This is a genomic window from Comamonas denitrificans, from assembly GCF_017368815.1.
Lineage (GTDB): Bacteria > Pseudomonadota > Gammaproteobacteria > Burkholderiales > Burkholderiaceae_C > Comamonas > Comamonas denitrificans.
Map to the genome: position 1 here is coordinate 1 of NZ_JAFNME010000046.1, position 13,600 is coordinate 13,600.

Sequence of the window (13,600 nt, forward strand, 5' to 3'; positions counted from 1 at the left end):
GCGCCTGCGGCGCTGGTCTTTAAAAATCACCTCCACCGACTCCGTATGCCTAGTCATATTCATAGTCCTATTCCTATCTCAAAGATAAGCGATAGGACGGGGATGGGGAATCAGGGGGCTATCTCACACCAGCCACCATCCCCATCACCGCAAGGCCTGCAGCTGCTGCAACCGCTCCTGCCACGCCTCGTGCGAAGTCAGCAAGCGCATCGGCGGCAAGGCGGCCAGCAAGCGCGGGCCATAGGCTTTTTCCAGCAAACGGGTATCGGCCACCACCACCATGCCCTGGTCGGTTTCGCTGCGAATCAGCCGCCCCACGCCCTGCTTTAAGGCCATGGCCGCCTCGGGCAGCAGGTAGTCGGTAAAGGCGTTCAGCCCCAGCCCTTCGAGCTGGTGCGTGCGGGCCTGCACCAGGGGGTCATCTGGCGGGGCAAAGGGCAGTTTGTCGATGATGAGCAGTTGCAGCGCATCGCCGGCAATGTCCACCCCCTCCCAAAACGTGGCCGAGGCCACCAGCACACACCCCCGACCCTGCACCGTGCCCTGGCGAAAACGCTCCAGCAGCGCGTGTTTGGAACCCTGGCCCTGCACCAGCACGTCGATGGCCGTAAACAGCCCCCCCGCCGCCCCCAACTGCTGCTGCAGCTGCTGGCCAATGGCCGCCAGTGCCTTGAGCGTGGTGGTCAGCACCAGCGTGCGCCCGCCCAGTTGCTGGGCACCGACCTGCGCCAAGCGGGCGACAAAGGCGCTGTGCGCGGCTTGGGCCTGCACGGGCGGGGCATCGGGCGGCACATACAGGCTGGCCTGCGTGGCGTAGTCAAACGGGCTGGCCACGCGCAGGGTGCGGGCCTCGGGCAGGCCACAGGTGCGGGTGAACCATTGCAAATCGTCGCTATCGCCCAGCGTGGCCGAGGTGAACACCCAGGCTTGTGGCGTGCTGCCCGCCTGCACGATGGCCTGCAGCAAGGGCGCAACGGTCAGCGGGGCCTGCGTCAGCACCAGGTGCCGGGCCTGGCGGTCGAGCCAGCGCACGCTATCGACCGGTGCCGGGTGGGCAAACAGGGCCAGGGTGTGCAGCAGCTGCCCCGCCCGTGCCTGCAGCTGCGCCAGGGCGGGTGCGGCCTCTTGCACGCTGCCCAGGGCCTGCCAGACCAGGCGCAGGCTGCGCCCTACCCGGTGCAGTTGTGCTGTCCACTGGGCGGCATCCACCCCCTGGGGGCTGGCGCTCAGCCAGCTTTGCCGCACGCCCAGGGGCACCGTGGCGGCGGTGGCGCTCCAGTGCTGCACAGTCTGCTCCAGTGCCACCAAGGCATCCAGCCAGGGGTGCAGGCCCCGGGCGTGTTCGGTCGTTACGGCCATGGCATCGCGGGCAAAGCCCAGCAGCTGGCGCGTGCTCAACGTAGTGCCGGCAAACTGCACCCCGGTGTCGTTGAGCTGGTGCGCTTCATCGACGATGACCACGCCCGCTTGTGGCAGCAGCGGGGCCACGCCCTCGTCCTGCAGCTGCTGGTCGGCAAAAAACAGGTGGTGATTGACCACGCAGACATCGGCCTGCAGGGCCTGGGTGCGGGCGCGATTGACGTGGCAGTCCGCCCAGAACGCACAATCGCGCCCCACGCAGTTGCTGCGCGTGGAGGTGACCAGGGGCAGCAGGGCTTCGGGCAGGCCGGGCAGTTCGGCCATGTCGCCCGTGCTGGTGGCCAGGGCCCATTGCTGCACCTGGGCAATCTGGCGCAGCACCTGCGGGTCGTGCGGGCTGCGGCTTTGGTGGATATTTTTCAGGCGGTGCAAGCACAAATAGCTGCTGCGCCCCTTGAGCCGGGCTGCCCGCAACGGCAGGCCCAGCCGCTGCAGCAACTGGGGCAGATCGCGCTCGAACAACTGGTCTTGCAAGGCTTTGGTGGCGGTGGAGACCACCACTTTGCGGCCACTGAGCAACGCCGGCACCAAATAGGCAAAGGTTTTGCCCACGCCCGTGCCCGCTTCCACCACCAAGGTGGCGGCATCGTCGATTGCCTGGGCCACCGCCTGCGCCATGGCTTGCTGCCCGGCGCGGGGGTGCAGCGCCTGTGGCCCTTGGGCCAGCACGCCCGTGGGGGCAAAAGCGGCGGCAACGGTGTGGGCAAGCAAGGCGGGGGGCAGCATGGCGGGCATAGGCAAACAGGGCACAAAAAAGCACAACAAGAACACAAGAGACACACAGGGGCAAGGAGGATAAGCCAACGGCACACCAAGCCCCCGGGGCTTGGGCTAGGATGCGCAGCCTTTACTTTTTTGCCTGCTATGCGCCCTGTTTATTGGACGATTTTTTTGCTGCTGCTGAGCAACGTTTTTATGACCTTTGCCTGGTACGCCCACCTGCGCGAACTCAGTACCAAGCCCTGGTTTATTGCCGCCCTGGTTAGTTGGGGCATTGCACTGTTTGAATACCTGCTGCAGGTGCCGGCCAACCGCATTGGCTACCAAGAGCTGAACCTGGGCCAGCTCAAAATTTTGCAAGAAGTGCTGACCTTGACAGTCTTTGTACCGTTTGCCGTGTTCTACATGAAAGAGCCGCTCAAGCTCGATTACCTGTGGGCCGGCTTGTGCCTGCTGGGCGCGGTGTACTTTATCTTTCGGGGGGAGTAGCGCCTGCCGGGGGCACGGGCAAAGGCTGACCGCGTTGGCGGTTTTGCTCCGCTTGCACGCGCTCTTGCCGCTCTTTGGCCTGGCGCTGTTTTTCCAGCCAGTCGTGCTCGGCCTGCTGCTGGCGCTGGGCGGCTTGGGCCTGCTGGGCTTGCACTCGCTGGGCATGCTCGGCCTGGCGTTGGCGTTGCTGGGTGGCCCGGGCGGCAGCCTCTGCGGCGCGGGCCCCTTGCGTTTGCTCCAGCGCTGCAGCATCCGGGGGCGGTTTGCGGGTGTGCGCTTGCAGCGGTGCCGGGGGCACGGTCTGGGCTTGTTTGGCTTCAATGGCTTGCAGGCGGGCGGCAGCGCGTTCCTGGCGCTCTTGCTGGTTCAGCGTCAGCTCCCGCGCCCGCAGCGGGGCCAGTTCGGCGCGGGCTTGGTTGCGCACGTCCTCTAGGCAATCCTCCACGGCAAAACGCTGGCGGCAGGCTTGTTCACCCGCCATTTGCGCCTGGGTGATGGCCGCGCGTTTGTCGGCAATGGCGGCGCGCTCTGCCGCCCTGGTCTGGGCGGAAGGGGTACCGGTTTGTGCCTGCCCTGTTCCATACGCCGCCAGGCAGACTGCGGCAATCCATAAACGATGCATGGGCTGCATTATCAGGTCAGTGCCGTCTCCACTTCGCGCCAGGGCAGATCCAGAAACTCTTGCGACTGCATTTCATTGAGGCGCGAGACGGTGCGCGGGAACTCATGCGCCAGTGGCCCTTCGGTGTAGAGCTGCTCGGGTGGTACGGCGGCACTCAAGATGAGTTTCACGCGCCGGTCGTAGAACACATCAATCAGCCAGGTAAAGCGCCGCGCGGGCGAGGCCATATTCACCGGCATGAACGGCACATTCGAGAGCAGCACCGTGTGGAACTGGCTGGCGATTTCCAGATAGTCGTTTTGCGAGCGCGGGCCGCCGCACAGCTCGCGAAAATCAAACCAAATGGTTTTGCCACTGCGTCGCAGTGCCGCGATGTGGCGCGATTCAATGGTGAACACCGGTTTTTCATCGGGCCCACTGGCCAGGCGGTCAAACGCTTGTTGCATGGCGGTATCGGCTTGCGCACCCAGCGGGCAGTGGTAAAGCTGCACCTGCTCCAGCGTGCGGCGGCGGTAGTCGGTGCCGTTGTCTACGTTCACGATCTGCATGCGCTCGTTGAGCAAGGCAATGGCGGGCAAGATGCGCTCGCGGTGCAGGCCGTTGGGGTAGAGCTCGTCGGGCACGAAGTTGGAGGTGGTGATAAAGCCCACGCCGTTGTCAAACAAGGCCACCAGCAGGCGGTACAAAATCATGGCATCGGTGATGCCCGAGACGTGAAACTCATCAAAGCAAATGAGTTTGTAGCGCTTGGCGATTTTCGCGCCCAAGGCATCCAGCGGGTTTTGCGTGCCCTGCAGGATGTTGAGCTCACGGTGGACCTCGCGCATAAATTCATGAAAGTGCAGCCGCACCTTGCGCTTGATGGGCACGTTGTTAAAAAAGCAATCCATCAAAAAGCTTTTGCCGCGCCCCACCCCGCCGTACATGTACACGCCCTGGGGAATCTGGGGCTTGTGCAGCAGTTTTTTGAGTGCGTTGGAGCGTTTGGCTTTGTACGCCGCCCAATCGTCGGCACAGCGCTGCAAGGCGGCCACGGCGCGCAGCTGCGCCGGGTCGGCGCTAAAGCCTTTGGCGGCCAGCTCGGCTTGGTAGGCTTGTTCTACATTCACGGCCATCCTCCTCAAAAAGATAGCTATTACCGCTGAATTGGTAATGTTTTTAGATTGATTTTCTCTAAAAATGCCTATTTATCAGCGCTAATAGCTATCTTTTTATCAATATGCATTCATAAAAAATAGAGCTGCCAGCGCTTTATACACAAGCGCTGGCAGCCAATTCAAGCCACTGAAATTAGAAATTCAGCGTGCGCTTGTCCACGGCCAAAGCCGCTTCTTTGGTCGCTTCGGACAGCGAGGGGTGGGCGTGGCAGATGCGCGCGATGTCTTCGGCGCTGGCCTTGAACTCCATGGCCACTACGGCTTCAGAGATCAGCTCGGAGACCATCGGGCCAACCATGTGGACACCCAGGATTTCGTCGGTGGCGGCATCGGCCAAGAACTTCACAAAACCGGTGGTATCGCCCAGCGCGCGGGCGCGGCCATTGGCCAGGAAGGGGAAGCTGCCCGCCTTGTACTTCACGCCATCGGCTTTGAGCTGCTGCTCAGTGCGGCCCACCCAGGCGATTTCGGGGCTGGTGTAGATCACCCAGGGAATGGTGTTGAAGTTCACATGGCCATGCTGACCGGCCATGCGCTCGGCCACGGCCACGCCCTCTTCTTCGGCTTTGTGCGCCAGCATGGGGCCACGCACCACGTCGCCCACGGCCCAGACGCCGGGCAGGTTGGTTTGGCACAGGTCATTGACCACAATCGCGCCACGCTCGTCCAGTTGCAGGCCCACGGCTTCGGCATTCAGGCCGTTGGTGTTGGGCACGCGACCAATCGAAACAATCAGCTTGTCCACGGCCAGGTTCACCGCTTCGCCCTTGGCGTTGGTGTAGGCCACGGTCACGCCTTTTTTGGATTTTTTGATGTCGCCAATCTTCACGCCCAGCTCAATCTTCAGGCCCTGCTTGTCGAAGGCTTTTTTGGCTTCTTTGGCGACTTGCTCGTCCACGGCGGCCAGGAAGGTGGGCATGCCTTCCAGCACGGTCACATCCGCGCCCAGGCGGCGCCAGACGCTGCCCATTTCCAGACCGATCACGCCCGAGCCGATCACGCCCAGCTTTTTCGGCACGGCATTGACGGCCAAAGCACCGTCGTTGGACAGGATTTGCTGCTCGTCAAACTCCACGCCGGGCAAGGGGCGGGCATTGGAGCCGGTGGCCACGATGACCTGCTTGGCCACCAGGGTTTCGGCGTTTTTGCCGGTCACCTGGATTTCATACCCCCCCTCTACGGCTTTGCTGAAAGCGCCCCGGCCGTGGAAGAAGGTGACCTTGTTCTTCTTGAACAAGTACAGGATGCCGTCGTTGTTTTGTTTGACGATGGCATCCTTGCGGGCAATCATTTTGCTCACGTCGATGGCCACCTTGCCGGTGCTGATGCCGTGCTCGTCAAAGTGCAGCTGGGCGTGCTCAAAGTGCTCGGACGACTGCAGCAGCGCCTTGGAAGGAATGCAGCCCACGTTGGTGCAGGTGCCGCCGGGGGCTGCGCCGCCTTGGGCGTTCTGGGCTTCGTCGATACAGGCCACGTTCATGCCCAGCTGGGCAGCGCGAATGGCGGCAATGTAGCCACCAGGGCCAGCGCCGATTACGACGACATCAAATTGCTTGCTCATAAAAAAATCTTTCTCTTGCTTGAAAAAGCCCACCGCCGGAATCCGAGGGTGGGCCGCATTGTGATTAAACCCGGACGATCTGGATTACAGATCGAACAGCAGGCGCGAGGGGTCTTCCAGCGCATCCTTCATGGCCACCAGGCCCAGCACGGCTTCGCGGCCGTCGATGATGCGGTGGTCGTAGGACATGGCCAGGTAGTTCATCGGGCGCACCACCACTTGGCCGTTTTCGACCACGGCGCGGTCCTTGGTGGCGTGTACGCCCAGGATGGCCGATTGCGGGGGGTTGATGATGGGGGTGGACATCATCGAGCCGAAGGTGCCGCCGTTGGAGATGGAGAAGGTGCCGCCGGTCATCTCTTCAATGCCCAGCTTGCCGTCAGCGGCTTTTTTGCCAAATTCAGCGATCTTTTTCTCGATGTCGGCAAAGCTCATCTGGTCGGCGTTGCGCAGGATGGGCACCACCAGGCCACGGGGCGAGCCCACAGCGATACCGATGTCGAAGTAGCCGTGGTAGATGATGTCGTTGCCATCCACCGAAGCGTTCAGCACGGGGTACTTCTTCAGGGCGTGCACAGCCGCTTTCACGAAGAAGGACATGAAGCCCAGCTTGACGCCATGTTCTTTAGTGAAGGCATCTTGGAACTTCTTGCGCAGCTCCATCACGGGGGCCATGTTCACTTCGTTGAACGTGGTCAGGATGGCGTTGGTCGATTGCGATTGCAGCAGACGCTCGGCCACGCGGGCGCGCAGACGGGTCATGGGCACGCGCTGCTCAGGGCGATCGCCCAGGTTTTGCGGTGCGGGCGCAGCCACTTGGGGCAGCGTGGCCTTGGGTGCGCCGGTGGGGATGGCAGCAGCGGCGGCAATGGCGGCCAGGGCATCGCCCTTGGTCACGCGGCCATCTTTGCCCGAGCCAGCCACGTTGGCAGCGCTCAGCTTGTTTTCGGCCAGCAGCTTGGCGGCAGCGGGCATGGCCACATCGCCTTTGTTGCCGCCGGTGGCGGCCGCGGGTGCGGCGACTGCGGCGGGGGCTGCTGCCGGGGTTGCGGCGGCTGCAGGGGCAGCCGCGCCAGCTACGGCCTCTGTATCAATTTTGGCAATCACTTGCTCGGTGGTCACAGTGGCACCGTCGCCCTGCACAATTTCGCTCAGCACGCCAGCGGCGGGGGCGGGCACTTCCAGCACGACCTTGTCGGTTTCAATTTCAATCAGGATTTCATCAACGGCAACGGCTTCACCGGGTTTTTTCTTCCAGTTGAGCATGGTTGCTTCGGCGATAGATTCCGACAGCTGGGGCACTTTGACTTCTACGATGGCCATGGGGGTCTCTCTTGATAAATAGGGTTCAACAACAAAGCGCACGCGCAAGCCCCATGCAGGGGCACGGGGCTTGGGCGAGGAAGGCTTATTTGGTCAGCACAAAGCCTTTGAGCTTGGCAAAAGCGGCTTCCACCAGGTTCTTTTGCTGCTCCACGTGCAGATGGGCATAACCGCAAGCGGGGCTGGCGCTGGCCGGGCGACCGGCATAGCCCAGCTTTTGACCGGCAAGCATGTTCTCGTGGATGTTGTGCTGGATAAAGAACCAAGCGCCTTGGTTTTGTGGCTCGTCCTGGCACCACACGATGTCGGTGGCCTTGCTGTATTTTTTCAACTCGGCAGCAAACGCTTTGTGCGGGAAGGGGTAGAGCTGCTCAACGCGCACGATGGCCACATCGGTGGCACCGGATTCTTCGCGCTTTTTCACCAGGTCGTAGTACACCTTGCCCGAGCAAGCGATCACGCGCTTGACCTTGGCGGCGTTTTTCACGATGGCTTCGTCTTGCTCAGGAATCACCGTTTGGAAGCCACCTTTGGTGAACTCGGACAGCGGCGAGGTGGCATCCTTGTTGCGCAGCAGGCTCTTGGGGGTCATGATGACCAGGGGCTTGCGCAGGTTGCGCACCATTTGGCGGCGCAGCACGTGGAAGATCTGGCTGGCCGTGGTGGGCTGCACGATCTGCATGTTGGTGTCTGCGGCCAGCTGCATGAAGCGCTCCAGGCGGGCCGAGCTGTGCTCAGGGCCCTGGCCTTCGTAGCCGTGCGGCAGCATCAAAGTCAGGCCATTGATACGGCCCCATTTGACTTCACCCGAGGCAATGAACTGGTCAATCACCACCTGGGCACCGTTGGCAAAGTCGCCGAACTGTGCTTCCCAAATTACCAGCGAATTGGGATCGTTCGAGGCGTAACCGTATTCAAAGCCCAGCACCGCCTCTTCCGACAAGATGGAGTCGATCACGACAAACGGTGCCTGATTTTCGGCCACGTTTTGCAACGGAATATACGTGCCCACGTCCCAGCGATCACGCTTTTGGTCGTGGATCACGGCATGGCGGTGGGTAAAGGTGCCACGGCCACAGTCCTCACCAGACAAGCGCACGGGATAGCCCGAGGCCACCAGCGAGGCAAAGGCCATGTGCTCGCCCATGCCCCAGTCCACGTTGATCTCACCACGGCCCATGGCGGCGCGGTCGGCATAGACCTTCTTCACCAGGTTGTGCGGGGTGACCGATTCGGGAATGGTGGTCAGCTTCTCGGCCAGACGCTTCCATTCGGTCAGCGGGATGGCGGTATCTGCCGCGTCGGTCCACTTCTGGTTCAGGAAGGGGTTCCAATCGACGGCGTACTGGCTCTTGAAGTTGGTCAGCACCGGATCGACTGTATGGCGGCCTTCATCCAAGGCAGCGCGGTAGGCCTTGGCCATGTCGTCACCCAGGGTAGCGCCCAAGCCTTGGGCCGCCAATTTGTCGGCGTAGAGCTTGCGTGTGCCGGGATGCTGGGCAATCTTGCTGTACATCAGCGGCTGGGTGAGCATGGGGGTGTCTTGCTCGTTGTGGCCCAGTTTGCGGAAGCAGACAATGTCCACCACCACGTCTTGGCTGAACTCCATGCGGTATTCCAGGGCCAGCTGCATGCACAGCGCTACGGCTTCCGGATCGTCGCCATTGACGTGCAGCACAGGCGACTCGACCATCTTCACGATGTCGGTGCAGTAGGTGGTTGAGCCTTTGTCGCGCGGGTCCGACGTGGTAAAGCCGATCTGGTTGTTGATGATGATGTGCACCGTGCCGCCTGTGGTGTAGCCACGGGTTTGCATCAGCGCCAGCGTCTCTTGGTTCACGCCTTGGCCGGCAAAAGCGGCATCGCCATGCACCAGCACCGGCAGCACTTGCTTGCCCTGCGGGTCACCACGGCGATCCATGCGCGAGCGCACGGAGCCTTCCACCACCGGATTGACGATTTCCAGGTGCGAGGGGTTGAACGCCAGGCTCAGGTGCACCGGGCCGCCAGCGGTAGATACGTCGGAGCTGAAGCCTTGGTGGTATTTCACGTCACCGGCGGGCAGGTCTTCGGGGGCGGTGTGCTCAAATTCGGCAAACAAATCCTTGGGCATCTTGCCCAGGGTATTGACCAGCACGTTCAGGCGACCACGGTGGGCCATGCCGATCACCACTTCCTGCACCCCTTTGGTGCCTGCGGCATTGATCAGCTCGTCCATCGCCACGATGAAACTCTCGCCGCCTTCCAGCGAGAACCGTTTCTGGCCAACGTACTTGGTGTGCAGATAGCGCTCTAAGCCTTCGGCCGCAGTCAGGCGGTCGAGGATGCGTTTTTTCTGCTCGGCATTGAATACCGGCTTGGAGCGATTGGATTCCAGCTTTTGTTGCCACCAGCGCTTTTGCACCTGGTCGGTGGTGTACATGTACTCGGCGCCGATGGTGCCGCAATACGTCTCGCGCAGGGCATTGAGCAACTCGCGCAGCGGCATGGTTTCTTTGCCAAAGAAGGTGTTGCCAACGTTAAACACGGTCTCTTGGTCGGCATCGGTGAAACCGTAGAACGCAGGATCGAGTTCAGGAATGGCAGGACGCTCGGTGCGCTTGAGGGGATCCAGATCGGCCCAGCGCTGGCCCACGTTGCGGTAGGCGGCAATCAATTGCTGCACCGCTACGCGCTTGCGCCCCAGGTCAGAGTCGGCACCGGCGGCCACGACAACGCTCGTATGGCCTTGCTTGGCACGCTCGGCAAAAGCGTTGATCACCGGCAGGTGCGGCACGTCTTTGGCATCACTGCCATCCACTGCGGGCACATGCTGGAGGGCATCGAAGTATTCGCGCCACGAATCAGGAACGCTGCCGGGGTTGGTGAGGTAGTTTTCGTACATCTCCTCGACATAGGGGGCATTGCCGCCGAAGAGATAGGTGTTGCCTTGGTAGGCTTGATAAACAGTTGGCTGATCGCTCATGCTTCGCTGACATCCGCTTTCCTGAGGAAAGCATTGTTGGTTAGAGAACCTCCCGCGACACGGCTGTACCGATTGGCGGATGCGACTGTGGCTGTGGAAGGGCCTGGGTGCAGGGTGCCATTGTGCCACTGAAACAAACTGGCGACCTGCAACTGTCTTTTATAAGACTACAGAAGTGAATTTTTGCGCAGTGGCATTTTCCCTAGCTGTTTCAGGGCACGGGGCTGTGCCTGCAGTCTGCGAATCTTCAAGACTGGGGCGTTCTCGCATACCATTGCGGGCCATCGGTTGGATGACTGTTTTTAGCCCCTTAATCTTTCGCCTGTATGCGTTCTACCTCTGCTGCTCAACGCGCTTTTTTTATTCTGCTTGCGGGCGTAACGATTGGCTTTGCGGCCATTTTGTGGCCCTTTATGGGGGCGATTTTTTGGGCGGTGGTGCTGGCCATTTTGTTTCAGCCTTTAAATCGACGTTTGCGCCTTCGCTGGCCAAAGCACTTGAATTTAACCAGCATGGCCACCTTGCTGATTTGCCTGGTGATTGCCGTTTTTCCGCTGGTGCTCATCAGCATTTCTGTGGTGCAAGAGACCACCGCAATCTACGCGCGGATGGTCAGCGGGCAGCTCGATTTCGGGGCCTACTTTCAGCAAATTTATGCCGCGCTGCCCAGTTGGGTGGGCGGGATTTTGGAGCGGATGCACCTGACCTCGCCCGAGGCCATTCAAGAAAAGCTCTCCACCTTGGCCACCGAAGCGGGCAAGCTCATTGCCGGCAAGGCCGTGGAGCTGGGGGGTAATACCTTGGGCTTTGCCGTCAGCTTCTGCATCATGCTGTACCTGCTGTATTTCTTTCTGCGCGATGGGCAGCAATTGGCACACCGCATTCGGGACACGATTCCACTGCTGCCAATCCATAAGGAAGAATTGATTCAGAAATTTGCCACCGTCATTCGCGCCACCGTGAAAGGCAACTTGGTGGTGGCTGCAGCGCAAGGGGCTTTGGGCGGGATGATTTTCATGGTGTTAGGCATCCAGGGGGCGGTGCTGTGGGGCGTGCTCATGGCCTTTTTGTCGCTGCTGCCGGCCGTGGGGGCCAGTTTGATTTGGGGGCCGGTGTCGGTTTATTACCTGGCCACGGGCGCAATCACCAAGGGGGTGGTTTTGACCCTGTACGGTATTTTGGTGATTGGCTTGGTGGACAACCTGCTGCGTCCACTGCTGGTCGGCAAAGACACCAAGCTGCCGGACTATGTGGTGTTAATTTCGACCCTGGGAGGGATGGCCCTGTTTGGTTTGACAGGGTTTGTGATTGGCCCGGTCATTGCCGCTTTGTTTATCGCAAGCTGGGATATTTATGGCTTTTCGGCAGAGCGCCGCTCGGTGGAAAAGCCCCCTCAAAAATCGTAAAAAACGGTCGATAATGCCTTTATGCCAAAAATAAAGTCCCTTCTCCTGCGCTGTGCGATTCCCATTCTGGCTGCTGGCTTGCTCAGCGGCTGCCTCGAAGAAATCCCCGGTATGGGCCCCCCTCCCAAAGTGGCGGCCAAACAAAAAGAAGATCGGGCCACCGGCAGCGCCTGCCGCTACGCCGTGCGCAGTATTGAAGACTGCTACCTGCTCAACCCCAAGGCCACGCGCAATGATGTTTTTACCGGCTGGAAAGAGATGGATGCCTACATGCGCGAGAACAAAATCGAAGGCGTTCCTTCGGTCTTAACCCCCAGCATGGGCGCGGCTGCAGCAACAGCCCCCAAAGAGGAAATCATCACCGAGTCGGCTACCGGCAAATAAACGCCCAGCCTGCCCCCAACAGGTTGAAAAAGATTGAAAAAACCGACCTTGCACCCTATGGCGCAGGTCGGTTTTTTTAGTGGTGCGGCGCAAAGCTCAGGCGCAGCGCTCAAACACCGCCATGCTCTCGACGTGGGCGGTGTGCGGGAACATGTTTACCACCCCGGCGGCCACGCAGCGGTAACCGGCCAGGTGCACCAGCAGCCCGGCATCGCGGGCCAACGTGGCGGGGTTGCAGCTGACGTACACAATGCGCTGCGGCGGCTGCCAGGCTTCATGGCCTGCGGGCAAAGCCACGGCATCGGCGGCACCGCTGCGGGCCTGGTGAATGTCGGCCAGGGCTTTGCTCAAGGCAAACGCCCCTTCGCGCGGGGGATCGACCAGCCATTTGTCGGCGTGGCCATCGGCCATGAGCAACTCAGGGGTCATGTTGAACAGATTGCGAGCTACAAATTCAGTAGCTGCAAGCGCTTGATTATTAAGTCTTTCAGCATTGTTAAAGCTGTAATTCTCTTTAGATCGTGCGACCAGCGCTTCACTTCCTTCAATCCCCAGCACCTGCCCGGCCTGGGTGGCAATGGGCAAGGTGAAGTTACCCAGGCCGCAGAACCAGTCAATCACGCGGTCGGTTTTTTGCGCCCCCAATAGGCGCAGGGCGCGGGTGACCAGCACTTGGTTGATGTGCGGATTGACCTGGGTGAAATCGGTGGGTTTGAACGGCATGGTGATGCCGAACTCAGGCAGGCGGTAGGCCAGCTGGGCCGCGTGCTGCGGGTCGAGCAAATGCACGGTGTCCGGTCCCTTGGGTTGCAGCCACCATTGCACACCGTGCTGGGCCGCAAAATCGCGCAGCCGGGTTTTATCGGCCTCGCTCAAGGGCTCTAGGTGGCGCAGCACCAGGGCGGTGACGGTATCGCCGCAGGCCAGCTCGATTTGCGGGCAGGTATCACGCGCATCCATGCTGGCGATCAGGCCACGCAGCGGCATAAGCAGGGCATCAACGTGCGGGGGCAGCACTTTGCAGGTCTGCATGTCGGCGATGTAGCGGCTTTTGCGCTCGTGAAAGCCGATGAGCACTTCGCCCTTTTTGATCACATGGCGCACCGCCAGCCGGGCGCGGTAGCGGTAGCCCCAGGCGGGGCCTTCGATGGGGCGCAAGATGGTGTCGGCCTTGACCTTGCCCAAATGCCACAAGTTGTCCTCCAGCACACGCTGTTTGCTGGCGACCTGGGCGCTCACCTCCAGATGCTGCATCTTGCAGCCACCACAAGCGCCAGTGTGCAAGCCAAAGTGGGGGCAGCCTGGGCGCACGCGCAGCGCTGAGCTGCGGTGGATGGCGGTGAGCTCGGCCTGCTCCCAGTTGTTTTTTTTGCGCTTGGTTTGGGCGCTGACAAGCTCTCCGGGCAAAGCGCCGTCGATAAAGACAACTTTGCCATCAGGGCGGTGGGCTACGCCCTGCGCATCCATGTCCATGGATTCGATGCGCAGCCAGCCCTCGGGCAGATCCATGGGCAAAGGGCTGTCGGCGCAGGGGGCTGGGAATGCAGCAGGGGC

10 protein-coding genes are annotated in these 13,600 nt (G+C 61.1%); 3 read left to right on the forward strand and 7 right to left on the reverse strand.

Features of this window, described 5'->3' with window-relative positions:
* Positions 1 to 144: 144 nt before the first annotated feature.
* Positions 145 to 2,154, reverse strand: coding sequence for a DNA repair helicase YoaA (gene yoaA / locus J1777_RS13365; protein WP_242700549.1), 2,010 nt, complete (start codon positions 2,152 to 2,154; stop codon positions 145 to 147).
* 180 nt (positions 2,155 to 2,334) lie between these two features.
* Between yoaA and J1777_RS13370 the strand changes: the two genes are divergently transcribed.
* Positions 2,335 to 2,628: a DMT family protein gene (locus tag J1777_RS13370; RefSeq protein WP_242700546.1), complete on the forward strand. Its 294-nt coding sequence runs from the start codon at positions 2,335 to 2,337 to the stop codon at positions 2,626 to 2,628.
* Here the strand turns inward: J1777_RS13370 and J1777_RS13375 are convergent.
* The 5 genes from J1777_RS13375 to J1777_RS13395 form a co-directional block, all read right to left on the reverse strand.
* Positions 2,609 to 3,250: a hypothetical protein gene (locus tag J1777_RS13375; protein WP_207576184.1), complete on the reverse strand. Its 642-nt coding sequence runs from the start codon at positions 3,248 to 3,250 to the stop codon at positions 2,609 to 2,611. The genes J1777_RS13370 and J1777_RS13375 overlap by 20 nt on opposite strands.
* Positions 3,251 to 3,261: 11 nt before the next feature.
* Positions 3,262 to 4,359, reverse strand: coding sequence for a cell division protein ZapE (gene zapE / locus J1777_RS13380; RefSeq protein ID WP_207576185.1), 1,098 nt, complete (start codon positions 4,357 to 4,359; stop codon positions 3,262 to 3,264).
* A 181-nt stretch (positions 4,360 to 4,540) separates the two neighbouring features.
* Positions 4,541 to 5,968: a dihydrolipoyl dehydrogenase gene (gene lpdA / locus J1777_RS13385; protein WP_207576186.1), complete on the reverse strand. Its 1,428-nt coding sequence runs from the start codon at positions 5,966 to 5,968 to the stop codon at positions 4,541 to 4,543.
* Between the two features lie 84 nt (positions 5,969 to 6,052).
* Positions 6,053 to 7,291 (reverse strand): 2-oxoglutarate dehydrogenase complex dihydrolipoyllysine-residue succinyltransferase, encoded by a 1,239-nt coding sequence (gene odhB, locus J1777_RS13390; protein WP_207576187.1) that lies wholly within the window; start codon positions 7,289 to 7,291, stop codon positions 6,053 to 6,055.
* A gap of 85 nt (positions 7,292 to 7,376) precedes the next feature.
* On the reverse strand, positions 7,377 to 10,256 hold the full coding sequence (locus J1777_RS13395; protein ID WP_207576188.1) for a 2-oxoglutarate dehydrogenase E1 component: 2,880 nt from the start codon (positions 10,254 to 10,256) through the stop codon (positions 7,377 to 7,379).
* Positions 10,257 to 10,582: 326 nt separating this feature from the next.
* On the opposite strand from J1777_RS13395, the gene J1777_RS13400 reads away from it, so the two are divergent.
* Both J1777_RS13400 and J1777_RS13405 read left to right on the forward strand, forming a co-directional pair.
* A complete protein-coding gene (locus J1777_RS13400; protein WP_207576189.1) occupies positions 10,583 to 11,662 on the forward strand; it encodes an AI-2E family transporter in 1,080 nt (359 codons plus the stop codon).
* A gap of 21 nt (positions 11,663 to 11,683) precedes the next feature.
* Positions 11,684 to 12,046 carry a hypothetical protein gene (locus tag J1777_RS13405; RefSeq protein ID WP_242700548.1) on the forward strand — a complete coding sequence of 121 codons (363 nt, stop codon included), beginning with the start codon at positions 11,684 to 11,686 and terminating at the stop codon, positions 12,044 to 12,046.
* Between the two features lie 96 nt (positions 12,047 to 12,142).
* Here the strand turns inward: J1777_RS13405 and rlmD are convergent, their stop codons facing one another.
* The gene (rlmD, locus tag J1777_RS13410) at positions 12,143 to 13,555 is read right to left on the reverse strand and encodes a 23S rRNA (uracil(1939)-C(5))-methyltransferase RlmD (protein WP_207576192.1); all 1,413 of its coding nucleotides are present in this window, start codon (positions 13,553 to 13,555) and stop codon (positions 12,143 to 12,145) included.
* Positions 13,556 to 13,600: the final 45 nt, after the last annotated feature.